Genomic DNA, 24,014 nt, shown 5'->3' with positions numbered 1-24,014 from the left:
TCTCTCCGACCGCGCCCCGCCGTGCGACAAACTACTCGTCGTCCCCGTACCCCACCGCCTCCGCGTCCGCGAGCGCCCGCTCCGTCGACGCCGACAGGTCGAGGGCCTCGTCGGCGACGACCTCGCCGTCGCGGATCACGGGCTCCATGAGCGACTCGGCGCCGTCCGGGCCAGAGCGTCCCGCGAGCCCGACCGCGTGAGCGCCGTCTTCGGTGCGGTAGACGGACTTCGCGCCCGAGAGTTTCCCGCGCTTGGCCGCCGGCTCGCCGTCGACGGCGACGAGGTCGAGCGCGAAGTCGACCGGGTCCGCGTTGGAGACGTACCCGCCGACGCCGAACCCGTCGGCGAGGTCGCGCAGGTCTCGGAGGTCCGCGGGGCCGAGCCCGCCGGAGACGTACACGTCCACGTCCCCGTGGCCCCGGGCCTCGAGTTCCCACTGGACCTCGCGGACGATGTGTCGGAAGTCGCCGCGCCGGGACCCGGTCGTGTCGAGCCGGACGCCGTCGAGGTCGTCGCCGAGCGTCCCGACCGCGCGGAGGACCTCGTCGACCTCGTCGGAGTAGGTGTCACACAGCGCGATCCGGGGCGCGTCCCCCGGCACGCCATCGTCGTAGGCGCGCCACGCGGCCTCCTGCTCGCCGCGGCCGAAGCAGATGGCGAGCGCGTGGGGCATCGTCCCGGACGCCTCGCGGCCGAGCAGCTCGCCGGCCGCGACGTGCGAGAACCCGTCGAAGCCGCCGACGAGCGCGGACCGCTCGACCGCCGCGGCCATCGCGGGGTGGACGTGGCGCGCGCCGAACGAGAGCACCGAGGAGTCCGGCGCGGCGACCCGACAGTCGAGCGCCGCCGTCGCCATCCCGGACGCGTGCGAGAGGAAGCCGAGCAGCGACGTCTCCAGCCGCGCGAACGCCGCGTACGGCCCCTCGATCCGCATCACCGGCCCGCCGTCGAACAGCCGCCCCTCCGGGATCGCGTCGACGTCGACGCCGCGGCCGGCCAGCAGCTCGACGGCGTCGCCGAGGCCGGCGAACAGCTCGAACTCCCCGTCCGGGAACTGGTCCGCGGTCACCTCGGCGACGACGCGCGGGTTCCGCCCCGCCGCCTCCAGCGCCGCCTCGGTCCGCTCGAAGTACGCGTCGGTCGCGCGGCCCTCCCGGATCGCGGCCGCGTCGACGATGTCGAACTCACTCATGCTCGACGGTTCGGGCGCGGAGACGAAAAGCCACCGTGTCGCAGCGAGCGCGCGATGATCCCCGGCGGATCAGTTCACGTAGATCGCCGTGCGAACAGCCCGAGCGCCGCCATAACGGCGACGAGCGTCGCTGCGACCCCGAATCCGGGAGTACTGCCGGCGGTGTCGCCGCTCTCGTTCCCGTCGTCGCCCTCGTTCGCCCTGTCGCCGCTCTCGTTCCCGTCGTCGCTCCCGTTCGCCCTGTCGGCGCCGTCAGTTCCGTCGCTCACGTCGCCGTCGTCGCCGCTGTCGCTCCCGCCGTCACCGCCGTCGGCCCCGTCGCCCGCGTCCGGGAGCGCGAGGTCGGCGTCCGGCCGGAGTTCGAGGACGCCCGCCGGCGAGGGCGCGTGGGTGATCGTCACGCTCGTCCCGTCACGCTCGACGCCGTACGCGCCGGGGAAGTCGCTCTCCTCGCCGATCTCGTACACGGTCCCCTCGGCGTAGTCGCCGTCGCCGTGCGCGGTCAGCATCCGCACGTAGGCGTCGCGGAACGCCGCGGCGTCGCCCTCTGTCTGCCACTCGGTCGCCCAGACGTAGCCGTCGCGCTCGCCGTTCCGGTAGGGGTACAGCTCGTCGCCGGCCCACCCCTCGGTCACGGGGTGCGCGTAGTTGTACAGTCCCCGGGTTTGGAGCTCCGCGTCGGTCCGGAAGTGGACGTTGTAGTTCTCCGCGGGGGACCGGTCCGGCTCGAGCACCGAATACTCGTATCCGCTGTCGAACCGCACCCCGGCGCTCTGGTACCAGAACATCACGAACATCGACGCCTCGCCCGCTGTCTCCGCGCCGTCGACCCCCTGGTCCGCGTACGTCTCCCACCCGCCGGTCGCGGTGTCCTCGAAGCTCACGCTGCGCTCCTCGTAGTCGGGGTCCCGGTGGATGACCTCAGCCGTCGACGCCGGCGGGTCGTTCATCGTTTCGTTGACGGCGGCCCAGCCCCCCTCGTCGCGCAGCTCGCGGACGTACAGCGCGCCGTCGCCGTACGGCTGGAGGACGGTCTGGAGAATGCCGAAGTTGAAGTCGGGCACGTCGCCGCCGCCCCCGCCGCTCTCGGGCGGCTCGGCGCAGGTCCAGTTGTCGGCGCAGCGGGCGGCGTACCGCTCCTCGACGTGGACCGCCTCCCCCTCGACGATCCCGTCGACCGCGAGGTCGCCGTCCTGCGTCGCGCCGACGTAGCGCGGGTCGGTGAGGTCGTGGTACTGGTCTTGCATCGCGTGGAGGAGCTCGTGCGCGAGCGTGGAGGGGTCGATATCCGGCGACTCCCCGTCGGGGACGACGATGACGATCTGGTCCGCCGTCGGCGAGTAGAAGCCAGAGACCGCGCCGCCGAACACCGAGTCGATCTCGCTGTTGGCGTTCGCGTCGTCGCCGACGACGAACAGCGCCTCCCACACCTGGTCGTTCCAGCGCCGGAACGCCTCGGAGCTGTTCCCGCTCGCCGTGCCGTTGAGGTACTCGCCCCGGGTGACCGTCTCGACCGGCACGTCCTCTCGGAAGGGGCGCTGACGGACGTGTTCGACGCGCGCCATCGTCAGGTCCGTCAGCGCCGCCAACTGCGTCTCGTTGAGCCCGTCGGTCTCCGCGAAGTCAACCGACTCCTCGTAGTGGGTCCCGTTCCAACAGCCCACCAGTTCGGTGCCGTCACCAGGACCGCACTCCTCGGCCGACGCGGAGGGCACGGCGTCGGACGTCACGGGGCCGTTCCCGGCCGACTCGGCGGGGACCGCGCCGGCGTCGGGGGCGGCGGCGACGCCGGCGGTGAAGGCGACACACAGGACGGCGACCGCGGCAACGATCGCGGCCGCGGTCGAGGGGCTGAGAACCCGTCGCATACGAGATTTATCGGCCGCCCCGGTAAGTAGTTTGTCGGTTCCTTCGGCGCCGCGGCCGGCAGATTTTTTCCTGCCGTGTCGGCGGATCGCCGCGCGGACCCCGCGGAACGGACGACGGTTTTTGCCCCCTGCGCGCTAACCGCCGGTATGGCGTTCGATCCGACAGCAACCGCGGTGGTCGTCGTCGACATGCAAAACGGGTTCTGTCACCCGGACGGGAGCCTCTACGCCGAGCCGAGCGAGGCGGCGGTCGAGCCGGTGACGACGCTCGTCGACCGCGCCCGGGAGGCCGGCGCGAGCGTGGTCTACACCCGCGACGTCCACCCGCCCGAGCAGTTCGACGAGACCCACTACTACGACGAGTTCGACCGGTGGGGCGAACACGTCGTCGAGGGGTCGTGGGACGCCGAACTCGTTGCCGACCTCGACGTGCGCGACGACGACCACGTCGTCGAGAAGCACACCTACGACGCCTTCTACCGGACGGACTTGGAGGGGTACCTCGAGGCGCACGGCATCGACGACCTGCTGATCTGCGGCACGCTCGCGAACGTCTGCGTCCTCCACACGGCCGGGAGCGCGGGCCTCCGGGACTACCGCCCGGTCGTCGTCGAGGACGCGCTCGGCTACATCACCGAGGACCACCGCGAGTACGCGGTCGACCACGCCGAGTGGCTGTTCGGCGAAACGGCGACCCGCGACGAGGTCGCCTTCGCCGCCGAGTAACCGGCGGCGAGCGTTCCGGATGTCGAACGTTCCTGATTTCCGTAATTATCGCGCGCGGAAATCGGCGTGTAATCCTTTTTACCGCTCGCCGAAACCGCAGGGTATGGACATCTCTCGACGGGGCGTGCTCGGCGGCCTCGGCGCGGTCTGTGCGGTCGGCGCCGTCGGCTTCGCGGGCGCGACGGCGGTGACGGACGGCGAGGCGGCCGGCGGCATCGGCGGCGACGGTCCGGGACCGACGGGCGGCGCGTCCGCCGACGGAGGGGGCGGGTCCGGTCCCTCGTCGGCCGGCGTCGATCCCGACGCGCCGTTCGTCGCGCGGGTGACCGGCGACGACGGGACCGACGCGCTGCTGTTCGACGCGAGCGACCTCGACCGCGTCAAGGGCGTCTTCTCCCAAGACGGCGAGTACCTCGTCCAGGTCGTGCTCTCCGAGGCGGGGATCGAGTCGTTCCGGAGCCGCCTCGACGAGGCGGGGGCGACCGACGACCCGGCGGCGTTCGTGGTGTCGATGACGCTCGACGGGACCGAGGTGCGGCGCGTCGAGCTCGACGGGGAGACGGTGGGGGCGCTCACCGGCTCCGAGTGGGGGGGCGTGTTAACGCTCCCGTTCGACGAGGAGACGGTCGCTCGCTCGGTGTACGACCGACTGGCGGACGAGTAACTCGCTTCCGGGGCGCCATCGACGACTGACTGGTTAGGTATCTCGACGCGGTGAACGGTGGATAGGGTTTTGCCTCTCGACCGCGTGTGTCCGCCGTGAGCGATGCCCCCGCGGACGACGGCGGTCGCCCGTGTCCGGTCTGCGAGACCCCGATGTACCACCGGCACTGTAAGTACGTCTGTCCGGCGCACGGCGTCGTCTACGACTGTAGCGACACGTTCTACTGAGCCGTCGGTCGCGCCGCGCGCCGCGCCGATCGCCGGCACGGCCGGGGTCGATCGGCACCCGAACTGTGTCGTGCGAACTGTTATGTTCTTGGAGGCCGACCTTTCTTTTATGATGGGCGACCCGTACGTGACCCTCCTTGCCGACCCACCGAGGTCAGCATGGTAGAGCAAAAGCAGGTTGCCCGGAGCAAGCGGATCCAGCGCCGCACCGGGAAGACCTTCCACGTCGCCACCCGGCTACTGCCGCAGCGGATTCGTCACCCGACGTACGTGCTGTACGGTTTCTTCCGGATCGCCGACGAGGTCGTCGACGCCGAAGACACGGCGCCCCCCGCCGAGCAGCGGGCCGAACTCGACCGGCTCCGGGCGGCCGCGCTCGGCGAGGAGCCGACCGACGACCCCGTGTTGGAGGCGTTCTCTGAGGTGCGCGAGCGGAACGGCATCGCCGACGCGGACGTTCACTCGTTCGTGGACGCGATGGAGAGCGACATCGACACCGACCGCTACGAAACCTACGCGGACCTAGAGGCGTACATGGACGGCTCCGCCGCCGCCGTCGGGCGGATGATGACGTCGATCATGGACCTCGATCCGGAGGAGGAGGCCGAAGCGCTCCCGCACGCCACGAAGCTCGGCGAGGCGTTCCAGATGACGAACTTCCTCCGGGACGTCCGCGAGGACGTCGTCGAGCGCGACCGGATCTACCTCCCCCTAGAGACCCTGCGGCGCCACGGCGTGAGCGAGCAGCAGATCCTCGACTTGGAGTTCGACGAGGATGTCGCGGCCGCGATCCGCGAGGAGATGGCCCGCACGGAGCGCCTCTACGAGGAGGGCGTCGCGGGGATCAAGTACCTCCCCGAGGACTGCCAGCTTGCGGTGCTGCTCGCGGCGGTGCTGTACGTCGACCACCACCGCCTCATCCGGAACCTCGGGTACGACACCGTCTCGACGACCCCGGAGCTGTCGCTCACCCGGAAGCTGTCGCTGCTGGTCCGCACCCGCTGGAAGTGGCAGTGGAACCGCGACCCCGAGGCGGTGTTCTACGACATGTGTACCGATTTCGACCCCAGCCGCGAGTCCCACGGCCACGGACCCCACGGCACGGGCGTTCCCCAGACGGACTGAGCGCCCGTGGACCGCTCCCGGTTCGTCGCCCTCGCGTTCGCCGCGTTCGGTCTCGTGTTCGTCTCCTTCCTCATCCGCGGCACGACCCGACTGGTAGCGCCCTACGGGGTCGCCGTCGCCGCGTCGGCGCCCGTCCTCTTCGCGGCGGCCGGGCTGCTCGCCGGCCTCGTCGTCCTCGCCCTCCTCGATCTGACGGGTATCCGCCCGCTGACGTGAGCGGCGACGGCCCGCCTTGTCCGGTCGGCCGTGGCACCGCCAGCGCCGCCCGAGTCGGAACGCCCTTGCCGCGTCGACCCCCACGAAGCGTATGGACGTACGAACCGTCGCGGACCTCTCGCCGGCCGAGCGCCGCGCCTTCTTCGATCGCGACGCCGGCGTCGAGGGGGTCCGCGAAGACGTGCGGGAGATCGTCGAGCGGGTCCGCGAGGAGGGCGACGTCGCGGTCCGCGAGTTCGCCGAGGAGTTCGACGGGGTCGCCGTCGGCAACATCGACGTGACGGACGACGCGGCGCGGGCGCACGACGAGCTGGCCGACGCGGACGACCCGGTCCTCGACGCCGTCCGCGAGGCCGCGGCGAACGTCCGCGAGTTCCACGAGCGGCAGCGCCCGGAGGACTGGCGCGACGACTTCGGCGGCCGGGAGCTGGGGCGGCGGTTCCGTCCGATCGACCGGGTCGGCGTGTACGTGCCCGGCGGCGCGGCCGCGTACCCCTCCAGCGCGCTGATGGGGATCATCCCCGCGGTCGTCGCCGGCGTCGACCACGTCGCGGTCGCCACGCCACCGGCGGCGGATCTGAACCCGGTCACCCTCGCGGCGATCCACGAGGCGGGGGCCGACGCGGTGTACCAGGTCGGCGGCGCGCAGGCCGTCGCCGCGCTCGCCTACGGCACGGAGACGGTGACGCGGGTCCAGAAAATCGTGGGCCCCGGGAACAAGTGGGTCACGGCTGCGAAGTCGATCGTCCAAGGCGACGCCGAAATCGACTTCCTCGCCGGCCCGAGCGAGGTGCTCGTCCTCGCGGACGAGACGGCGGACCCCGCCCTCGTGGCGGCCGACCTCGTCGCGCAGGCCGAACACGACCCGAACGCCTCCGTGGTCGCGGTCACGGACGACGCCGACCTCGCCGCGGCGGTCGCCGACGCGGTCGAGGCGCAGGCGGCCGAGCGCGAGCGCGAGGAGACGATCCGGGCCGCGCTCGACAACGAGGCCTCCGGCGTGCTCCACGCGCGGTCGATGCCCGAGGCCGTGCTGTTCGCCGAGGAGTACGCCGCCGAACACCTCTCGATCGTGGCCGACGACGACGAGGCGCTCCTCGACCGGATCACCAACGCCGGCTCCGTCTTCCTCGGCCCGCACTCGCCGGTCGCCGCGGGCGACTACGCGGCCGGGACGAACCACGTGCTGCCGACGAACGGCGGCGCGAAGCGCTACGGCGGGCTCTCCGTGGACACGTTCCTCCGGTCGTCGACGGTCCAGCGCCTCGACCGTGACGCGCTCGACGACCTCTCGGAGACGATCACCTCCCTCGCCGACGCAGAAGGGCTGGAGGCGCACGCCGAGAGCGTGCGGAAGCGGTTCCAGTAACTCGCCGTCCCGTCGCTTCCCCGCTCCCCGGCCCCGCCTGACTCGGAGCGGACGCCCCCGCCTCCAGAGCAGTATATACCGTTATAGATCGATCCGAACGGGTATGAGACGGTCTGTCCCCTCACGGTGTGTCCTACCCCACTACGGAGAAGTCTAGACGGCCATATTCGGCTCATAGCAGGCTTCTTGCCCCGGAAAAGGCGTCTCCAATTCGTAATGGTGGAAGACAGCGGTCAACGGCGGGAGTCGAGTTCGCGGCGTAAGTTCATTCTGGCCGGCGGGGCGATCGGGATCACCGGTCTGGCAGGCTGTTCCGGCGGGAGCGGAGACGGCGAGGCCGGCGCGGGCCTCGATTCGGGCAGCGAGGACGGCGACGGCGGCGACGGCGGATCAAGCGACCCGATGCTCGCGGACGCCTCGGAGTTCGATCCCGCCGAGCCCGGCTGGGAGGAGAACAACTACCTGATGACGGCGGTCTCGGAGAACGACTACTTTCAGGGGAGCCAGACGGACCTGGAGAACATGCGGAACCAGGACGTCGACGAGATCGCTCACGGCGAGCCGCCGCGGGATCTGCCCGACGACGAGAGCGAATGGGTCGATCCCGACCCGCTCATCTTCGTGGACAAGCCTGGTGAGTCCGGCCAGTCGCAGTACCAGGATACCATCCAGCCGTTGCTGGACCGGCTCGAGGAGACGACGGGCCGGACGGTCGAGTGGCAGCCAGTCGACTCCAACGCGGCGACGGTCGAGTCGTTCCGGGCGGGGCGCGGACATCTGGGCGATATCTCGACCGGGACGTCCGCCTTCGGGGTCAACCTCGGCGGCGTCGTTCCGTTCGCGGTCCCGAGAAGTCCCTCCGGACAGTTCGGCTACCGGCTGCTGGCGATCACCCGCGACGACGAGCATGACATCCAGTCCGTCAACGACTTCGCGCGCGACGATGTCACAGTCACGCACTCCGAGCCGGCGTCGAACTCCGGCAACCAGGCGCCGTCGGCGCTGTTCGACCAGTTTTTCGACGTGACGGCCGGAGAGGACTACGAGAGGGAGTTCTCGGGCGGCCACGACCAGACCGCCCGCGGCATCGCGGCCGGCGACTACGACGCCGGGCCGATCTGTAGCACCTGCGTCGACGACCTCGTCCAGTCGACGGAGGACATCGACTACGACGACTTCAAAGTGGTCTGGGCGAGCAACCCGTTCCCGCCGGGTCCGATGGTCCACCGCTACGACCTTCACCCGGACATCGTCGAAGGGATCAAGGAGGCGACCATCGGGACCGACTGGACGGACACCGAGTACGCCGAAAACACCGGTGAGGCCGAGTACGTCGAAATCGACTACAAGAAGGTGTTCAACGACATCCTGATCATCCAGCGGTACAACGGCGTCGAGTACGAGAGCGGGAACCTGTAACGATGCTCGAAACGGAGAAGCTCGGAAAGACGTACCCGACCGGCGACGAGGCGCTCAGCGACGTCTCCGTGCGGATCGACGGCCGCGAGGTCGTGGCGATGATCGGCCCGAGCGGGGCCGGCAAGAGCACGTTCGTCCGATGTGTCAACCGGCTAGTCGAGCCGACGGCGGGAAGTATTCGCCTCGACGACACGGAGCTGACGGCGCTGGACGACGACGGGCTGCGGAACGCGCGCCGGAACATCGGCATGGTGTTCCAGGAGTACAACCTCGTCGAACGGCTCACCGTGATGGAGAACGTGCTCTCCGGGCGGCTCGGCTACGTCTCGAACTGGGCGGCGCTCCGGCGGAACTTCCCGCCGGACGATGTCGAGCGCGCCTACGAGCTGCTGGACCTCGTCGGACTCAACGGCATGGAGAACAAGCGGGTCGACGAGCTCTCGGGCGGGCAGCGCCAGCGCGTCGGCATCGCGAGGGCGGTCGTCCAGGAGCCGAAGATTCTGCTGGCCGACGAGCCGACCTCCAGCCTCGACCCCGAGACCTCCCGCGACGTAATGGAGCTGCTCACCGACATCGCCGAGGACCGCGACGTGCCCGTGCTGATCAACATCCACGAGGTTGACCTCGCGGAGGCGTACGCGGACCGAATCCTCGGGCTTCACGCCGGCGAACTCGTCTTCGACGGGCCGGCGAGCGACCTCACCGACGAGTCGAAGGGCGTCATCTACCGGGGGGAGGAGCCGCCGGAGTCGGCCGTGACCGACCCGGACTGGCTGTCGGGGGCGAACGATGACTCGGGTTCGAACGGTGAGTCGAGCGCGCGGAACGGGCAGGATGCCGGTTCCGACCGCCTGCCCGCGGAGGACTGACCCGTGGCGACCGAGTCGTCCTCGCCGGCCGGGTCGGCGGGCGCGGCGGACAGACGGACGTGGCGACGGCCGACCGCGTTCCGGAACCGGTACACAAAGTGGGCAGTGTACGGGGCCGTCCTCGCGCTCGTCGTCTGGTCGGTGGCGAGCCTACAGATCACCCTCGGGCGGTTCCTCTCGGGACTCGGCTACGGCTACGAGCTGATCGACTCGATGCTGCCGCCCGAGACCGGCAGCGAATACACGCTCAGGCTGTTTGACCGCATGATCGAGACGATCGCGATGGCGATGGTCGCGACCGTCGCCGGGATCGCGATCAGCCTGCCGGTCGCGTTCGGAGCGGCCGAGAACATTTCACCGAAGCCGACCTACTACCTCAGTCGCGGTATTATCAGCGCCACGCGTGCCATCGACGGACTGATCGTCGCGATCGTCGCCGTCATCGCGCTCGGGTTCGGCCCGCTCGCGGGGATCGTCGCGATCAGTTTCAAAACGATCGGCTTCTTTTCGAAGCTGTTCGCCGAGGACTTGGAGGATATCGACATGGGTGGCGTCGAGGCAGTCCGGGCGACCGGCGCCTCTCGGTTCCAGAGCCTCGTCTACGGGGTCGTCCCGCAGGTCGTTCCGCGCTTCGCCGGGCTCGCCGTGTACCGCTGGGACATCAACATCCGGTCGTCGACGATCGTTGGGATCGTCGGCGCCGGCGGGATCGGCGTCCTCCTCCAGCGGGCCTACCAACGGTACGAGTACGACTACGTGGCGGCAATTCTCATCGCGATCATCGCGGTGGTCCTCGTCGCCGAGTTCGTGAGCGCCGTCGTCAGACGGAGGGTCCAGTGATGGCGGGCGCCACGCGAGAGTGGAGCCGGTTCGACGCGCGAGAGCGGCTCTTCCGGATCGGCGGTGCGCTCGTCGCCGTCGCCGTCGTGGTCGGCTCGTGGGAGTGGCTCGACATGAGCCTCCAGTACGTGACCACCGCGCCGGCGCAGGTCGGTGACCTCTTCGGGCGGATGGTCCCGCCGGACTGGGGCTACCTGCCGAACGCGGTCGGCCCGCTCGCCGAAACAATACAGATCGCCGTCGTCGGGACGATCGCGGCGGTGATGATGGCGGCCCCGGTCGCGTACATCTCCGCCGAGAACACGACGCCGAACCGGGCGACGTACGCGCTCGGGAAGCTCATCGTCACGGTCTCGCGGTCGGTCCACACGATCGTCTGGGCGCTGCTGTTCGTCGTGATGCTCGGGCCGGGCGCGCTCGCGGGCACCGTCGCGACCGCGGTCCGGTCGATCGGGTTCCTGGCGAAGCTCCTCGGCGAGGAGATCGAGGAGATCGACTTCGGGCAGGTGGAGGGGGTCCGGGCGACCGGCGCGAGTCCAGCCCAGCTGCTGATCTACGGGATCGTCCCGCAGATCAAGCCGGCCTTGGTCGGGCTCAGCGTGTACCGGTGGGACATCAACGTCCGCGCGGCGACGATCCTCGGGTTCGTCGGCGCCGGGGGGATCGGCGTCCAGCTGTTCGAGGCGATCGACTCGTTCGCGTGGCGGACGGTGTCGGCGCTGCTGATCGCCATCCTCGGCGTCGTGCTGGTGAGTGAAGGCGTGTCGGCGTACGCTCGACGGAAAGTGCGCTGATGCCGACCGCGAGGCGGAGCGACACGCGAACCGACGACAAAACGGAACCACACATGACAGCGATTCACGATACAGACGACCGGAACGACCGAGCGACCGACGGAGTCGTCCTCTTCGACATGGACGGCGTGATTCTCGACGGCTGGGGGACCGACGACGTCGTTCACAGCCGCGCGCTCGACGACGTGCTGGAGGAACGGGACCTGCGGGTGACCGGGGACCTCCGGCGTCCGCTTGAGACGCACGCATACGACGACGACTTCCGAGGCGCCTGCGAGGAGTTAGGCGTCGATCCCGCGGCCCTGTTCCGGGCCCGCGAGGAGCGCGGCGCGAAGCGGTCCGTCGCCCGGCTCGCGGCCGGGACGAGACGGCTCTGCCCCGACGTCGACGCGATCGGCGAGATCGCCGAGCGCGTCCCCGTCGGGCTCGTGAGCAACAACTACCACCCGACCGTGGAGTTCGTCGTCGACCACTTCCGGCTCGACGCGTTCTCGTTCGCCCGCGGCCGCGACCTCGGTCCGGAGGGGTTCCGCCGCCGCAAGCCGGACCCGCACTACCTGAACGAGGCGCTCGACGCGCTCGACGCGAGCGCGGGGCTCTACGTCGGCGACCGCGCCACCGACGTGATCGCCGCCGAACGGGCCGGACTCGACGGCGTGTTCCTCAGGCGCGAGCACAACGCCGCCCTCGATCTCGATGTTGAGCCGACCGCGGAGATCGACACCCTCCGCGACCTCGTCGGCCTCGTCGAGACGACGCCGTGACCTGGTGAGCGACGCGTCCCCCGCAGAAACGGTTATCTCGCGTAGCGTCGTCTCGAAGGTATGTTTCCGTCGCCGCTGACGCTGTTTGAGGGATTCTCCGCGCTGGAGGCGACGGTGGCGGTCCTCGTCGTCTCGGTCGCCGGCGCCTTGGCCATGGAGTTCGTCGTCCTCCGGGTCGCCCGCCGCTACGTCTCCCACACGGACACCGGCTACGACGACATCGTCCTCTCGTCGCTCCGCGCCCCGCTCGTCGTCACCGCCGCGCTCGCGGGAGTGTACGTGCTCACGCAGGTGCCGTCGGTCCGGACGTCGGTGCTCGTCGAGCCGCGGCTGCTCGACGCGGTGTTCGGGCTGCCGTCGCTGTCGGTGATCGTCCTCGTCTGGGCGTACGCGGCCAACGGCGTCGTGAACCGGCTCGTCGCCGCGGTCAACGCCGAGGGCGGCCGGTTCGACTTCGCGCCCGTCTTCTCGAACGTCTGGACGCTCGCGGTGCTGGTCGGGAGCGCCGGGACCCTGCTGTGGCTGTGGGGCATCGAGATCACGCCCCTGCTCGGTGCGGCGGGCGTCGCCGGCATCGCGGTCGGCTTCGCCGCGAAGGACACCGTCGCGAACTTCTTCGGCGGGATCGCGCTGTACTTCGACGACACCTACAAGATCGGCGACTACATCGTCTTGGACGACGGCACGGCGGGCACCGTGATCAAGGTCGGCGTGCGCTCGACGACGCTGCTCACCCGCGACGAGGTGTTGGTGACGGTGCCGAACGCGGCGCTCAACGCCTCGAAGGTGACGAACGAGTCTGCGCCCCGGCGCCGCCGCCGCGTCCGGGTCCCGATCGGCGTCGCCTACGGGACGGACGTGGACGCCTTCGAGGCGCTCGCGATGGATGTCGTGGGAGCCGAGCCGCTGGTCCTCGACTCCCCGAAGCCGCGGGCGCGGTTCCGGTCGTTCGGCGACTCGTCGCTCCAGTACGAGATCCTCTGTTGGGTGAACGGGCCCACCCGTCGCCGCCGCGCGCAACACGAACTCAACCGGGCGCTGTACGTGGCGCTCGGCGACGCGGGCATCGAGATCCCGTACCCGAAACGCGACGTGACGGTCAGCGGGGCCGTCGGACCCGCGGCGGCCGCTCGCGACGGCGCGCCCGATCCCGAGCAGGAGCCGAACACTGACGCGGATCCGAGCGCGGACGCGGATTCGAGCGCCGACGCAGCGACCTGACCGGTCGCTCCCGCCGGCAGGGTTTTGAGTGTCGACGCCGAACGCGTTCGCATGAGTACCGAACCGGCCGACACCGGGACCGAGGGGAACGACCCGGCGATCGAGGTGACGCCGGACGCCGCCGAGGAGGCGCTCTCGCTCTTGGAGGGCGAGGGACTCGACACCGACATCGCCGGACTGCGACTGTTCGTCCAGCAGGGCGGCTGCGCGGGGCTGTCCTACGGGATGCGCTTCGACACCGAGCCGGAGGAAGACGACCTCGTCGTGGAACACCACGACCTCCGGGTGTTCGTCGATCCCGCGAGCAAGAACTACATCGGCGGGAGCACGCTCGACTACGAACACGGGCTTCAGGCGGCCGGCTTCGAGGTCGAGAACCCGAACGTCGTCTCCGAGTGCGGCTGCGGCGAGTCGTTCCGCACGTAGCGGTTCCCCGCCGTCACCGGGGCGGTTCCGGCCTCCGCTTCGTTTCCGTTTTCCCCCGACCGTCGAGTCCGCCGCTTAAGTCGCTCCGCCGGGTAGCGAGAGGTATGACGCTGGAAGCGACGACGACACCGGACGGGGAACGCGTGTACACCGACCGGTCGCGCACGGAGCGCGGCGCGGACGGCCCCTTCTACCTCGTGTTCGCGGACGAGGCGGGGGAGTCCCGCTGGGGGTTCCGCTGCGGCAACTGCGGGTCGTTCGACACCGCGATGGACACGATGGGCCGGATCCAGTGTACCGAGTGTGGAAACCTCCGGAAGCCCGACGAGTGGGACGCGGCCCACGAGTGAGCCTCCGGTGACGGGACGCGCCCGCGGCTCTCCGCGGTGTTCTCGGCCGCCCCGCCGGTTCTCTCTGCCCGAAATCGTGAGAAAGTTTATCACGGATGGTGCCGAACTTCGAGGTAGATGGCCACTGTGAGCATCCCCCCGACGACCGAGGCCAGAGACGTCTTCCGCGAACTGGGTTACACCGTCTCCGAGGGCGGACGCGAGTTCGTCGCGGAGCGCAAGTGGCGGCGCGTCCTCGTGACGGTGCTGTGTCTGGACGACGACGACCTCGACCCGTATCTCGCAGACGGGGGCGACACACCGCGACTCCGGTGTTTCGTCACGTGGCGCGACCGCGCGGCCGACCTCCAAGAGCGGCTCGTCGCCTCGAAACCCCCCTACGACTGGGCGGTCATCGGTATCGACCACGACGGCGAGGACTTCGCGGTGATGGAAGGCGCGCCCGGAAGTCCGTAGGGGTCCTCCAGCCACGGCCCCGTCCCGCGACGCCTATTTTTATCCCCCCATGCGTCCTACCAGCACGTGACATGGTCTTCAAAAAGATCACGCTGATCGGGACGAGCGAGGAGAGCTTCGACGCCGCGGCCGACGACGCCATCGACCGCGCCGAGGACACGCTGGACAACGTCTACTGGGTCGAGGTCGAGGAGTTCGGCGTCGAGTTGGACAGCGCGGCCGACCGCGAGTATCAGGCGGAAGTCGAGGTCGCGTTCGAACTGGAGGGATAAGCGGTAGGCGGTTTTTTGATTCGCTCGTAGCTCCGAGCGGCGGCGCCGCCCGATTATAGATTGGTCTCGACGGATCGCCGTCGAACACCACCGAAGCCCCAGCCGCGAGGGCTCGCTGCGATCGCTGCGCGCCTCCGTCGGTCACTCCGTCCCCTCCCTCGGTGCTTGCGTCGCGCGCCGTCGCGGCTGCCCCTTCGAGTCCCGCCCGCCCACACCACAACCGCACCGCACACCTCCCCAGCCTCGTCAGCCGCCGTCGCTTCGCTCCGGCAACTGACTCCAGCGAGGGACCGAAGGTCCCTCTGGTAGCCGGCGCGTAGCGCCGGCGACCTCGCGCGCGCTGGCTTCGCGGCCTGCCGGCGGCTCGCAGGCACGCGCCACCGCGACGGTCGTTTACAACCGATACCGCGGCGGTCACCTATTTACCCGCCCGCGCCCACGACCCGGCAATGACCGCTTCACGCGCGCCGGCCGAGCCGGCGGTCCGGGAGTTCGAAGCGACGGTCGACCGCGTCGACGGCCGCGAGGTCGTCCTCGACGAGACGTACTTCTACGCCGAGTCCGGCGGCCAGCCCGCCGATCGGGGGACGCTCGACGGCCACCTCGTCGACGACGTGACCGAACGGGGCGGAGACGTGGTCCACGCGCTCGACTCCGACGCCGACCCCGACCTCGCGCCCGGTGACGAGGTCACGGGCTTGGTCGACGACGCGTTCCGGACCTACTGCGCCCGCGCACACACCGCCTCCCACGTGCTGTACGGGGCCGCGCGCCGGATCGCCGAGGACCTCGGCTACGCCGGCTTCGACATCTCCGAGACGAAGGTCCGCGTCGACCTGACGACCGCCGAGCCGTTAGACGACGGCGACCTGATCGAGTTAGAGCGGCTCGCGAACCGCGCCGTCTGGGACTCGCTGCCCGTCTCGTGGGCGACCCACTCGGCCGAGGCGGCCCGAGATGTCGACGGGATCGCGTTCAACACGAAAACGGAGGAGGGTGCGATGAGCGGCGGCGCGGTCCGGGTCGTCACCGTCGGCGACGCGGACGACCCCTGGGACGTCGCCGCCTGCGGCGGGACCCACGTCGAGAACACCGCGGAAATCGGGCCGATCGCGGTGCTGGACCGGTCGAACCCCGGCGAGGGCGTCACCCGCGTCGAGTTCGCCGTCGGCCCGACCGCCATCGACGAGCTCGGCGCGGTCCACGCCGCCGCGCTCGACGCCGCGACGACGCTGGACGCGCGCGTCGGCGACCTCCCCGACGCGGTCGACCGCCTCCGCGAGGAGGCCGACCGGCTGGAGGCGGACCTCCGCGAGGCGCGCGGGGACCTGCTCGCCGCCCGCCTGCGCGACCTCCCGACGACCGAGGTCGACGGCGCGCGGTGGGCGGTCGGGACCGTCGACGACGCCGACCCGAACGAACTCCGGGAGCCGGCGACCGCGCTCGTCGGCGGCGACGCCGACGCGGACGACGGCCCCGACGCCCTCGCCGCGATCGGTGCGGGTGACGCCCCGTTCGTCGTGGTCGCGGCCGCGGAGGATACGGCCGTCGACGCGGGCGACATCGTCGGCGCGATAACCGCCGAGTTCGGCGGCGGCGGGGGCGGCGGCCCGACGTTCGCGCAGGGCGGCGGCCTCGACGCCGACCCCGCGGCCGTCGCGGCGTGGTTCCGGAAGCGATGACGGGCAAGCTGGGTCCCGACGCGCTCGCCGCGGCGCTCGCGGCGACCGGCACGCCAGACGCCGCGGTGGCGCAGGGGCCGGCCTACGGGGAGGACGCGGCCGCGATCGACCTCGGCGACGCCGCCGAGACGCTCGTCGTCGCGGCCGACCCGCTGTCGCTCGCGGCCGAGTCGGTCGGGACGCTCGCGGTCCACGTCGCCTGTAACGACGTCGCCGCGAGCGGGGCCGACCCGCGGTGGCTCACGCACACGCTCTTTTTACCCGACGGCGATCCCGACCGCCTTCGGACCGTCGTCGACCAGGTCGACGCGACGGCGCGCGAGCTCGGGTGCGCGGTCGTCGGGGGCCACACCGAGGTGCTCGACGCGCTCGACCGCCCGCTCTGCTCGATGACGGCGATGGGGACGACGGACCGCTTCGTGTCGAGCGGCGGGGCTGAGCCGGGCGACCGCCTCCTTCTCACAAAGGGGGCGGCGATCGAGGCGACGGCGATCCTCGCGACCGACTTCCGCGAGGAGTGCCGCGCGGCCGGCGTCCCGGCCGCGACGCTCGACGCCGCCGCCGGCTTCCTCGACGAGGTGAGCGTCGTCCCCGACGCGGCCGCGGTCCGGGACGCCGCGACCGCGCTCCACGACCCGACAGAGGGGGGCGTCGCGACCGCCCTCGTCGAGATGGCCGCGGCGAGCGACTCGGTCTTCGCCGTCGAGCGCGACGCGGTCCCCGTCCGCCCCGAGACGCGCGCCTGCTGCGACGCGCTCGGCGTCGACCCGCTCGCGACGTTCGGCTCCGGCGCGCTGCTGGCCGCGGTCCCGCCGGACCGGGTCGACGACGCGCTCGACGCCCTCGACGCGGTCGGGGTCGGCGGCGCGGAGATCGGCTCGGTCGAGGGGGCTGCGGGCGACGCCGCGGGCTCGGGCGACGCCGCGGGCTCGGGCGACACCGCGGACCCGGCTCGCCCCGCGGGAACCGTCCGAATCGACGGCGAGCCGCTCGCCGAGCCGCCCCGCGACGAGCTGTACCCGCTGTGGGAGGCGCGCGAAGCGGAGGAGTAGGCGCGTCACCGGCGCCGGTGCCGAAGCCGTCCGGGACGCCGGGTCGGGCGGTCCCGCCGATCGCTCACCTTTTTCGGTGAGGGACCGAAGTCGGTGACATGACCGGAGCACGCGTCGGCTCGGCGCTCACCGACGAACAGCAGGCGGTCCGCGACCTCGTCGAGGAGTTCGCGGCCGAGGAGGTCCGACCGACGGCGGCCGAAGCCGACGAGACGGAGACGTTCCCGGAGGACGTGTGGGACGGGCTCGCGGAACTCGGCCTGACGGGGCTGACGGTCCCGGAAGCGTACGGCGGGTTCGGCGCGGGGAAGACGACGTACGCGGTCGCCAACGAGGCGCTGGCGCACGGGTCCCTCGCGGTCGCGACGGCCCTGTCGGTCCACTGCCTCGCCACCTCCTGTATCGCCGAGTTCGGCAGCGAGACCCAGCGCGAGACGTGGCTCCCCGAGATGGCGGAGACGGGCCGCCCGGTGGGCATGTTCTGTCTCTCCGAGCCGCACGCGGGCTCGAATCCCGCGGAGATGTCGACGACCGCGACGTATGACCCCGAGACCGACGAGTACGCGCTCAACGGCGAGAAGCAGTGGATCACGAACGGGAAGCGCGGCGGCGTGGCCGTCGTCTTCGCGAAGGTCGACGACGAGGCGCACGACCCCGACGACGACGCGATCACGCAGTTCCTCGTCCCCGCCGACACCGAGGGGTTCGAGGTCGGCAAGAAGGAGGAGAAGCTGGGCCTCCGGGCCTCGGACACGACCGGGATCACCTTCGACGACTGCCGCGTCCCCGCCGCGAACCGTCTCACCGAGCCGGGAAAGGGGCTCTCCGCCGCGTTCCGGACGCTCACCGAGGGCCGGATCGGCATCGCGGCGCAGGCGGTCGGCGTCGCGCAGGCGGCGCTCGACGAGGCGAAATCCTACGCCGAGGAGCGCGAGCAGTTCGACCGACCGATAAGTGACATCCAGACGATCCGGCACAAGCTCGCGGAGATGTCGACCGACGTGTCGGCGGCGCGGCTGCTCGTCCGCGAGGCGTGCCGGCAGGCGGAGGCGGGCGAGGACTATCGCGTCGCCGCATCGAAGGCGAAGTACCGCGCCAGCGAGGCCGCGATGTCGGTGACGAACGAGGCGATCCAGATCCACGGCGGCTACGGCTATACGACCGAGTTCGACGTCGAGCGCCTCTACCGCGACGCGAAGATCACGGAGATATACGAGGGGACGACCGAGGTCCAGAAGACGATCATCGCCCGCGGGGTGTTCGGCGAGTGACCGACGGTGACGGGTCTCAGTTCGCCGCCTACGACGCGGTCGTCTACGACCTCGACGGGACGCTCGTCGAGCTCGCGGTCGACTGGGACGCGGTCGCCGACGCGGTTCTCGATGTGTACGCCGAGCGCGCCCTCATCCCCCCGACTGAGGAGCTGTGGGACCTCCTCGGCGCGGCCGACGAGTACGGGATCCGGGCTGAGGTCGAGGAGGCGATCGCGCTCCACGAGCGCCCCGGCGCCCGCGAGTCGACCCGGCTCCCGCTCGGGGACCGACTCGCGGCCGCGACCGCGGACGACGAGTCCGCGGACCCACACCCCCCGGCTGGCGTCTGTTCGCTCAACTGCGAGGACGCGTGCCGCATCGCGGTCGAGACGCACGGCCTCGGCGACGCGCTCGTCTCGGGTGCGATCGTCGGCCGCGACACCGTCGGAAGCCACAAGCCCGACCCGGCGTCGCTGCTCGCGGCGATCAACCGCCTCGGGGAGGCCCCGGAGGACACCCTGTTCGTCGGCGACTCGCAGAGCGACGCGGTCACCGCCGAGCGCGGCGGCGTCGACTTCGCGTGGGTCTCGGAGCTGCTCGCCGAGTAGCGACTCGCACCGCGCCGCCCGCGGGTCAGTCGATCTTCTCCCCCTCGTCAGTCTGTTCGTCGGTCGGCTCGGTAGACTCCGGCTCGGCGTCTCCGGCGTCAGCGTCGGCGTCCCGTTCCGCGCTCGCGTCGGCGTCGCTGCCAGAGCCGCCGTCGCCGGCCTCGGCGCGCCGCGCGTACAGCGCGACAGCGACCGCGGTGACGAACCAGATTGGCGCGCCGATCCGGACCGCGAACGCGGCGCGCGCGCCCCACGTCTCCAGCGTCACGAGCGTCGACAGCAGCGCCGCGGCGGGCGCGCCGACGAGGATGGTGACGACGAACGTCGTCTGCATCACCCACGCGTAGTCCACCCCCTCGTACTCGGCCCGCTCGACTGGTTGCACGCGACCGACTCGGCGGCCGAGCGGCAAATCGGTGGCGGTCGGCGGCGGTACCGGGGTCGCGCCGCCGCCCGGCCGCGCCGCCCCGCCTTTCCGGTTCCCGACGATTTTACGGCGTCGCGCGGGTGACTCCGAGGTATGACCACGACGCGGGGACTGCGGGAGGGCGACGATCCGATCACGATGTTGACCGCATACGACGCCCCGACGGCGGCGATCGTCGACGAGGCGGGGATCGATGTCGTCCTCGTCGGCGACAGCATGGGCAACGCCGCCCTTGGCTACGACTCCACGCTCCCCGTCACGCTCGACGAGGTGGCGAGCCGGACCGCGGCGGTCGCGCGCGCGACCGGGGACGCGCTGGTCGTCGCCGACATGCCGTTCCTCTCGTTCGGCGTCGACGAGGCCGAGTCCGTCCGCAACGCGGGTCGACTCCTAAAACAGGCGAACGCGGACGCCGTGAAGATCGAGAGCGGCCCCCACACCGTCGACACGACCCGTCGCATGACCGAGGTCGGGATCCCGGTGATGGCGCACCTCGGCCTGACCCCGCAGCACGTGAACCGGCTCGGCGGCTACACCCGACAGGGGACCGAGCAGGACGCCGCCGAGGAGATCATCGACCTCGCGGGCGCCCACGCCGACGCCGGGGCGTTCGCGCTCGTGCTGGAGCACGTGCCGGCGAACCTCGCGGGCGCGGTGACCGAGGCGCTGGATATCCCGACGATCGGCATCGGCGCGGGCCCCGACTGCGACGGACAGGTGCTCGTGATCAACGACGCGGTCGGGCTCGGGGAGTGGTCGCCGCCGTTCGCGAAGCAGTTCGGCGACGTGCGCGGCGAGATGGTCGACGCCGTCGAGGCGTACCGGGATGCCGTGACGAGCGGCGAGTTCCCGGCCGAGGAGCACTCGCACGTCGAGGAGGCGCTAGAGGACCTGTACTGAGGCCGCTCGATCGTCTGGGGTCAGACCGGGAAGAACCCCAGCACCGTCGGTAGTTCGTTCGGGTCCACCTGCGTCACGGTGACGTAGAGGACAGTGAAGATCACGGCGTTGTGGAGGCCGTGGAGCAGCGCGGGGACGACGAGGTTCTCGGTGTACTCGTACACCGCGCCGAACACGAGGCTCGGCACGAACAGGATCGAGATCGTCGTCAGGCGCGCGGAGAGCCCGCCGGTCAGCGCCATCACGTGGATGGTCGCGAAGATGGCGGCCGCCAGCGCGATCGACGGGGCGGCCGGCAGCGACTCGCGGAGGCGCCCCTGGACGACTCCCCGGTAGAGGATCTCCTCGCAGGGCCCGATGACGAGGAACGACGCGGCGACGAACAGCGGGATGATCGCCGGATTCCCCATCGCCAGCTCCGCGCTCTGGTTCGCCGCGGTCTCCGTCCCGAGCAGCTGGACGATCGTCGAGACCACGAGGATCAGGATCAAGATCACGACCCAGCTGCCGAGGACGATCCCGATCTCCTTGAGGCTCGGCACCCGGACGCCGAGGTACGAGACGATCCCCTCGCGGTCGAAGCCGCGCCACGCGAGGTAGCCGACCGCGAGCCCGCCGAACGCGACGTACTGGCCGAACACCAGCGTGAGGACCACGCTCGCGACGAGCGAGAGCCCCCCGGTCAGCGAGTCGATCGCGAAGACGGCGACCCCGCTCGCGAGCGCGATGACCGGGCCGAGGACGCCGAGGAGGAGGGCCGTCGCGACCGCGACGCCCGGAGAGCCGGCGCCCCCGCCCGACCCGTCCGCGTCGCCGACGGCGTCCGGCCCGACGTCGTCGAACTCGTCCGAGACGCCGCCGTCCGTGGCCCGGTCGCCGCTGGAGGGATCTGTCATTGCCCCGCGTAGGGGCCGCCCGGCAAAATGGTTGTCCGTGTCGGAATCGACGACGGCGCGGTATCGTTCCGAGACGGCGACGGTGCGATATCGCGCGGAGACGGCGGCGCCACGACGCCGTGCCGAAACGGCGACGGCGCCGAAGGCGGGTCCCGACCGCCTACTGGTGGAGCAGCTCGTACCACAGTACCGCGGTGACGGCCCGCCCGTCGCGCAGCTCGTCGTCGACGACCGCGGCGAGCAGGTCGTCGTACGGCACCGTCTCGACCGCGATCGACTCGTTGTGGTCCAGCTCCCGCTCGGCGGTCGGCTCGCAGCCGGTCGCCAGCACATGGTGGTGGACCGCGTTCGCCATCCCGTTCGTGGGCTCGACGGCCGTCAGCCGCTCGAACGCGTCCGCCTCGTACCCCGTCTCCTCGGCGAGTTCGCGGGCCGCGGCGCGCTCGACCGCGGCGGTCGTCGGCTCTCGGCCCGCGGGGCCGCCGTCCCCCGCCGCCCCGTCTTCCGGCTCCATCGTCCCGGCGGGAATCCCGCGGTTCACCCGGCCGACGGCCTGTCGCCACTCGTCGATGACGACGATGTCGCCGTCGGGCGTCAGCGGCAGCACGACGACCGCCGGCGGCTCGTCGACGTAGTGGAACCCGTCCGTCTCGCCGTCCGGGAAGCGCACCTCGTCCCGGCGCACGTCGAAGCCGGGGCAGGCGTAGTCGATGTCGCTGTCGAGCGTCTCCCACGCGAGGTCGGCGGAATCGTCCATGGATCCGGTCGTCGCTCGGGGCGTAAATAGCCGGCCGTCGCGCGTTCGATCCGGTCGCACGCCCACGCCGGTCACGCGGCCCGGACGCGGTCGACCGCGAGACGGCCGACGGTCCCGGCGACCCACGCGAGCGTCCCCAGCGCGAGGGCCTCGACCCCGACGAAGACGAGCCCGTCGAGTCCGAGGAGCGCGGCGACGCGCTCCGCGAGGGGCCGCCCGGGCAGGCCCAGCAGGTAGTGGTCGGCGTTGCTCCCGAGCAGCGCTCCGTAGACGGAGAGCCACGCGAGCGCGACCCCGGCCCCTCGATAGACGAGGCCCGCGGTCACGAGGACGCCGAGGGCCGCGGCGTCGAACGCGAGGAACACTACCCCGCCGGCGTGAGCGAAGAGCCCCAGCCCGTAGGCGGCGAAGGAGACGACAAAGAGCAGCGGCGGCACGAGGAGTCGGTACCGGCGCGGCGAGCCGTTCGAGTTCGAGCCGAGGAGGACGCGACGAGCGAGGGACATGTCCCCGGATCGTTTCGGCCGCCCCATGAATCCACGCGTCGGGCGCGGCTCACGACCAGTCGCCGAGCGACGCCTGTCCGTCCCCCGTCCGGCGCTCTGCCTCGTTCCCCGTCGCGTCGCCGTCCGCGGTCGGCTCCCCGTCTACCCAGTCGGTGAGCTTCCCACCGTCGCCGTCGGTGCCGGCCGTTCGACCGACCGACCCGCGGGGGCGGTCGGCCGCGCCGTCGCTCCCGTCTCCCGGCCCGTCCCCCGGTTCGAATCCGCCGAGCGTCGCCTGATCCGTCTCGGCGAAGTCGAGCTTGGAGACGCGCACGCCCAGCTTGCGGACGCGGGTCTCGTCGAACTCGCCGAGCAGGTCGAGCGCCACCTCCTCGACGAGGTCGGGGTCGTCCACGGGACCGGGCAGGCTCCGGGCGCGGGTGTTGACGTCGAACGGCGGCTCGACCGCCTTGATCCCGATTGTGCGGTAGAGGCAGCCGCGCTCGCGGGCGCGGCGGGCAACGTCCGCGGCGAGCGCGGAGACGGTCTCGCGCTTGGTCGGCTCGTCGGCGGTCGTCGGGAGCGCCGACTCCCGCGAGAGGCTCTTGGGGAGGCCGGTCGGCGTCACCTCTCGGTCGTCGTCGCCCGCGGCGCGTCGGGAGAGCTCCGGCCCGCGCTCGCCAAGCTCCGCGGCGAGCCGGTCGCGGTCGGCCGCGGCGAGGTCGCCCGCGGTCTCGATGCCCAGCTCCGCCAGCGTTCCCTCGGTCACCGGGCCGACCCCGTGAATGTCGGCGGTCGGCAGCGGCGCGAGGAACTCCGCGACCGACCCCGGCGGCACGACGACCAGCCCGTCCGGCTTGTCGGCGTCGCTGGCGACCTTCGCGGCCGACATGTTCGGCGCGACGCCGACGCTCGCGGGCACCCCGGCCTCCCGCTCGATCCGGTCTTTCACGTGGCGGGCGTATCCCTCGGCGAGCGTCCGCGCCTCCGCGGGGCCGGCGGCCCCGCTCGGCGGCGGGTCGGTAGAATCGTCGCCGTCGTCCCCGTCACCGCCGTCGCTCGGACTCCCGCCGCCACCCCCGGCGACCGCCCACGAGGTCCGGTCGGTGGCGTCGAGGTACGCCTCGTCGATGCTCACCTCCCGGCGCGTGTCGGC

The 24,014-nt window shown here is 71.4% G+C and carries 28 protein-coding genes; 21 read left to right on the top strand and 7 right to left on the bottom strand.

Going from position 1 to position 24,014, the window contains the following annotated elements:
* Positions 1 to 31: 31 nt before the first annotated feature.
* Positions 32 to 1,192, bottom strand: coding sequence for a nicotinate phosphoribosyltransferase (locus tag Z052_RS02325; protein WP_094580643.1), 1,161 nt, complete (start codon positions 1,190 to 1,192; stop codon positions 32 to 34).
* A gap of 74 nt (positions 1,193 to 1,266) precedes the next feature.
* Positions 1,267 to 3,060, bottom strand: a complete 1,794-nt coding sequence (locus Z052_RS02320; protein WP_099288726.1) for an Hvo_1808 family surface protein — start codon at positions 3,058 to 3,060, stop codon at positions 1,267 to 1,269.
* Positions 3,061 to 3,207: 147 nt separating this feature from the next.
* On the opposite strand from Z052_RS02320, the gene Z052_RS02315 reads away from it, so the two are divergent.
* The 20 genes from Z052_RS02315 (at position 3,208) to Z052_RS02225 (ending at position 19,393) form a co-directional block, all read left to right on the top strand.
* On the top strand, positions 3,208 to 3,786 hold the full coding sequence (locus Z052_RS02315; RefSeq protein WP_094521468.1) for a cysteine hydrolase family protein: 579 nt from the start codon (positions 3,208 to 3,210) through the stop codon (positions 3,784 to 3,786).
* 103 nt (positions 3,787 to 3,889) lie between these two features.
* Positions 3,890 to 4,450 (top strand): hypothetical protein, encoded by a 561-nt coding sequence (locus Z052_RS02310; RefSeq protein ID WP_049930130.1) that lies wholly within the window; start codon positions 3,890 to 3,892, stop codon positions 4,448 to 4,450.
* A gap of 95 nt (positions 4,451 to 4,545) precedes the next feature.
* A complete protein-coding gene (locus Z052_RS21185; protein ID WP_254921840.1) occupies positions 4,546 to 4,677 on the top strand; it encodes an HVO_2523 family zinc finger protein in 132 nt (43 codons plus the stop codon).
* Between the two features lie 159 nt (positions 4,678 to 4,836).
* Positions 4,837 to 5,802, top strand: coding sequence for a phytoene/squalene synthase family protein (locus tag Z052_RS02305; RefSeq protein ID WP_086220654.1), 966 nt, complete (start codon positions 4,837 to 4,839; stop codon positions 5,800 to 5,802).
* Positions 5,803 to 5,808: 6 nt separating this feature from the next.
* Entirely contained in the window at positions 5,809 to 6,018 is a 210-nt protein-coding gene (locus Z052_RS02300; RefSeq protein ID WP_049930132.1) for a hypothetical protein, read from the top strand.
* A gap of 91 nt (positions 6,019 to 6,109) precedes the next feature.
* Positions 6,110 to 7,387 (top strand): histidinol dehydrogenase, encoded by a 1,278-nt coding sequence (gene hisD / locus Z052_RS02295; protein WP_094580641.1) that lies wholly within the window; start codon positions 6,110 to 6,112, stop codon positions 7,385 to 7,387.
* A gap of 216 nt (positions 7,388 to 7,603) precedes the next feature.
* The gene (gene phnD / locus Z052_RS02290; protein WP_094580640.1) at positions 7,604 to 8,806 is read left to right on the top strand and encodes a phosphate/phosphite/phosphonate ABC transporter substrate-binding protein; all 1,203 of its coding nucleotides are present in this window, start codon (positions 7,604 to 7,606) and stop codon (positions 8,804 to 8,806) included.
* A 2-nt stretch (positions 8,807 to 8,808) separates the two neighbouring features.
* Complete coding sequence (gene phnC, locus Z052_RS02285; protein ID WP_089308376.1) at positions 8,809 to 9,675, top strand: phosphonate ABC transporter ATP-binding protein; 867 nt, start codon at positions 8,809 to 8,811, stop codon at positions 9,673 to 9,675.
* A gap of 3 nt (positions 9,676 to 9,678) precedes the next feature.
* Positions 9,679 to 10,515, top strand: coding sequence for a phosphonate ABC transporter, permease protein PhnE (gene phnE / locus Z052_RS02280; RefSeq protein WP_089308375.1), 837 nt, complete (start codon positions 9,679 to 9,681; stop codon positions 10,513 to 10,515).
* Positions 10,515 to 11,309 (top strand): phosphonate ABC transporter, permease protein PhnE, encoded by a 795-nt coding sequence (phnE, locus tag Z052_RS02275; RefSeq protein WP_089308374.1) that lies wholly within the window; start codon positions 10,515 to 10,517, stop codon positions 11,307 to 11,309. Before phnE (Z052_RS02280) ends, phnE (Z052_RS02275) begins: the two co-directional genes overlap by 1 nt.
* Positions 11,310 to 11,362: 53 nt before the next feature.
* Positions 11,363 to 12,073 (top strand): HAD family hydrolase, encoded by a 711-nt coding sequence (locus tag Z052_RS02270; protein WP_094521475.1) that lies wholly within the window; start codon positions 11,363 to 11,365, stop codon positions 12,071 to 12,073.
* Between the two features lie 60 nt (positions 12,074 to 12,133).
* Complete coding sequence (locus Z052_RS02265) at positions 12,134 to 13,294, top strand: mechanosensitive ion channel family protein (protein ID WP_094521465.1); 1,161 nt, start codon at positions 12,134 to 12,136, stop codon at positions 13,292 to 13,294.
* 51 nt (positions 13,295 to 13,345) lie between these two features.
* Positions 13,346 to 13,720, top strand: a complete 375-nt coding sequence (locus tag Z052_RS02260; protein ID WP_049930136.1) for an iron-sulfur cluster assembly accessory protein — start codon at positions 13,346 to 13,348, stop codon at positions 13,718 to 13,720.
* Between the two features lie 104 nt (positions 13,721 to 13,824).
* Positions 13,825 to 14,070 (top strand): DUF5816 domain-containing protein, encoded by a 246-nt coding sequence (locus Z052_RS02255; protein ID WP_049930138.1) that lies wholly within the window; start codon positions 13,825 to 13,827, stop codon positions 14,068 to 14,070.
* 117 nt (positions 14,071 to 14,187) lie between these two features.
* Positions 14,188 to 14,526, top strand: coding sequence for a hypothetical protein (locus tag Z052_RS02250; protein ID WP_094521463.1), 339 nt, complete (start codon positions 14,188 to 14,190; stop codon positions 14,524 to 14,526).
* Between the two features lie 71 nt (positions 14,527 to 14,597).
* Positions 14,598 to 14,798 (top strand): dodecin, encoded by a 201-nt coding sequence (locus Z052_RS02245; protein ID WP_049930142.1) that lies wholly within the window; start codon positions 14,598 to 14,600, stop codon positions 14,796 to 14,798.
* 449 nt (positions 14,799 to 15,247) lie between these two features.
* Entirely contained in the window at positions 15,248 to 16,480 is a 1,233-nt protein-coding gene (locus Z052_RS02240) for an alanine--tRNA ligase-related protein (protein WP_094521461.1), read from the top strand.
* Positions 16,477 to 17,532: an AIR synthase family protein gene (locus tag Z052_RS02235; protein ID WP_099288731.1), complete on the top strand. Its 1,056-nt coding sequence runs from the start codon at positions 16,477 to 16,479 to the stop codon at positions 17,530 to 17,532. Before Z052_RS02240 ends, Z052_RS02235 begins: the two co-directional genes overlap by 4 nt.
* A 98-nt stretch (positions 17,533 to 17,630) precedes the next feature.
* Entirely contained in the window at positions 17,631 to 18,803 is a 1,173-nt protein-coding gene (locus tag Z052_RS02230; protein ID WP_049930144.1) for an acyl-CoA dehydrogenase family protein, read from the top strand.
* Positions 18,800 to 19,393: an HAD family hydrolase gene (locus tag Z052_RS02225; RefSeq protein ID WP_198945662.1), complete on the top strand. Its 594-nt coding sequence runs from the start codon at positions 18,800 to 18,802 to the stop codon at positions 19,391 to 19,393. The genes Z052_RS02230 and Z052_RS02225 overlap by 4 nt, the downstream gene beginning before the upstream one ends.
* Positions 19,394 to 19,418: 25 nt before the next feature.
* Here the strand turns inward: Z052_RS02225 and Z052_RS02220 are convergent, their stop codons facing one another.
* Entirely contained in the window at positions 19,419 to 19,778 is a 360-nt protein-coding gene (locus Z052_RS02220) for a DUF5822 domain-containing protein (RefSeq protein WP_094494716.1), read from the bottom strand.
* Positions 19,779 to 19,913: 135 nt separating this feature from the next.
* Here Z052_RS02220 and panB point away from each other — a divergent pair, with 135 nt between their 5' ends.
* A complete protein-coding gene (gene panB, locus Z052_RS02215; RefSeq protein WP_049930146.1) occupies positions 19,914 to 20,720 on the top strand; it encodes a 3-methyl-2-oxobutanoate hydroxymethyltransferase in 807 nt (268 codons plus the stop codon).
* A gap of 20 nt (positions 20,721 to 20,740) precedes the next feature.
* Here panB and Z052_RS02210 read toward each other — a convergent pair whose 3' ends face one another.
* From Z052_RS02210 to Z052_RS02195, 4 genes are all read right to left on the bottom strand, one after another.
* Positions 20,741 to 21,616, bottom strand: coding sequence for a CPBP family intramembrane glutamic endopeptidase (locus tag Z052_RS02210; RefSeq protein WP_049930147.1), 876 nt, complete (start codon positions 21,614 to 21,616; stop codon positions 20,741 to 20,743).
* 160 nt (positions 21,617 to 21,776) lie between these two features.
* Positions 21,777 to 22,373 (bottom strand): NUDIX hydrolase, encoded by a 597-nt coding sequence (locus tag Z052_RS02205; RefSeq protein ID WP_094580038.1) that lies wholly within the window; start codon positions 22,371 to 22,373, stop codon positions 21,777 to 21,779.
* 71 nt (positions 22,374 to 22,444) lie between these two features.
* Positions 22,445 to 22,879: a hypothetical protein gene (locus Z052_RS02200; RefSeq protein WP_099288725.1), complete on the bottom strand. Its 435-nt coding sequence runs from the start codon at positions 22,877 to 22,879 to the stop codon at positions 22,445 to 22,447.
* A 49-nt stretch (positions 22,880 to 22,928) separates the two neighbouring features.
* On the bottom strand, positions 22,929 to 24,014 hold a 1,086-nt coding region (locus Z052_RS02195), incomplete at its 5' end, for a DNA polymerase IV (protein WP_099288724.1).

Origin of the sequence: Halorubrum sp. C191, assembly GCF_002727095.1 — an archaeon.
GTDB classification, from domain to species: Archaea; Halobacteriota; Halobacteria; order Halobacteriales; family Haloferacaceae; genus Halorubrum; species Halorubrum ezzemoulense.
This window is presented reverse-complemented; position numbering and strand designations above follow the sequence as displayed.

What these genes read in the sequence shown, in the direction of transcription:
- Z052_RS02325 (WP_094580643.1), bottom strand. Translation starts at nt 1,192, where the DNA reads ATGAGTGAGTTCGACATCGTCGACGCGGCCGCGATCCGGGAGGGCCGC.
- Z052_RS02320 (WP_099288726.1), bottom strand. Translation starts at nt 3,060, where the DNA reads ATGCGACGGGTTCTCAGCCCCTCGACCGCGGCCGCGATCGTTGCCGCG.
- Z052_RS02315 (WP_094521468.1), top strand. Translation starts at nt 3,208, where the DNA reads ATGGCGTTCGATCCGACAGCAACCGCGGTGGTCGTCGTCGACATGCAA.
- Z052_RS02310 (WP_049930130.1), top strand. Translation starts at nt 3,890, where the DNA reads ATGGACATCTCTCGACGGGGCGTGCTCGGCGGCCTCGGCGCGGTCTGT.
- Z052_RS02305 (WP_086220654.1), top strand. Translation starts at nt 4,837, where the DNA reads ATGGTAGAGCAAAAGCAGGTTGCCCGGAGCAAGCGGATCCAGCGCCGC.
- hisD (WP_094580641.1), top strand. Translation starts at nt 6,110, where the DNA reads ATGGACGTACGAACCGTCGCGGACCTCTCGCCGGCCGAGCGCCGCGCC.
- phnD (WP_094580640.1), top strand. Translation starts at nt 7,604, where the DNA reads ATGGTGGAAGACAGCGGTCAACGGCGGGAGTCGAGTTCGCGGCGTAAG.
- phnC (WP_089308376.1), top strand. Translation starts at nt 8,809, where the DNA reads ATGCTCGAAACGGAGAAGCTCGGAAAGACGTACCCGACCGGCGACGAG.
- phnE (WP_089308374.1), top strand. Translation starts at nt 10,515, where the DNA reads ATGGCGGGCGCCACGCGAGAGTGGAGCCGGTTCGACGCGCGAGAGCGG.
- Z052_RS02270 (WP_094521475.1), top strand. Translation starts at nt 11,363, where the DNA reads ATGACAGCGATTCACGATACAGACGACCGGAACGACCGAGCGACCGAC.
- Z052_RS02265 (WP_094521465.1), top strand. Translation starts at nt 12,134, where the DNA reads ATGTTTCCGTCGCCGCTGACGCTGTTTGAGGGATTCTCCGCGCTGGAG.
- Z052_RS02260 (WP_049930136.1), top strand. Translation starts at nt 13,346, where the DNA reads ATGAGTACCGAACCGGCCGACACCGGGACCGAGGGGAACGACCCGGCG.
- Z052_RS02255 (WP_049930138.1), top strand. Translation starts at nt 13,825, where the DNA reads ATGACGCTGGAAGCGACGACGACACCGGACGGGGAACGCGTGTACACC.
- Z052_RS02250 (WP_094521463.1), top strand. Translation starts at nt 14,188, where the DNA reads ATGGCCACTGTGAGCATCCCCCCGACGACCGAGGCCAGAGACGTCTTC.
- Z052_RS02245 (WP_049930142.1), top strand. Translation starts at nt 14,598, where the DNA reads ATGGTCTTCAAAAAGATCACGCTGATCGGGACGAGCGAGGAGAGCTTC.
- Z052_RS02240 (WP_094521461.1), top strand. Translation starts at nt 15,248, where the DNA reads ATGACCGCTTCACGCGCGCCGGCCGAGCCGGCGGTCCGGGAGTTCGAA.
- Z052_RS02235 (WP_099288731.1), top strand. Translation starts at nt 16,477, where the DNA reads ATGACGGGCAAGCTGGGTCCCGACGCGCTCGCCGCGGCGCTCGCGGCG.
- Z052_RS02230 (WP_049930144.1), top strand. Translation starts at nt 17,631, where the DNA reads ATGACCGGAGCACGCGTCGGCTCGGCGCTCACCGACGAACAGCAGGCG.
- panB (WP_049930146.1), top strand. Translation starts at nt 19,914, where the DNA reads ATGACCACGACGCGGGGACTGCGGGAGGGCGACGATCCGATCACGATG.
- Z052_RS02210 (WP_049930147.1), bottom strand. Translation starts at nt 21,616, where the DNA reads ATGACAGATCCCTCCAGCGGCGACCGGGCCACGGACGGCGGCGTCTCG.
- Z052_RS02205 (WP_094580038.1), bottom strand. Translation starts at nt 22,373, where the DNA reads ATGGACGATTCCGCCGACCTCGCGTGGGAGACGCTCGACAGCGACATC.
- Z052_RS02200 (WP_099288725.1), bottom strand. Translation starts at nt 22,879, where the DNA reads ATGTCCCTCGCTCGTCGCGTCCTCCTCGGCTCGAACTCGAACGGCTCG.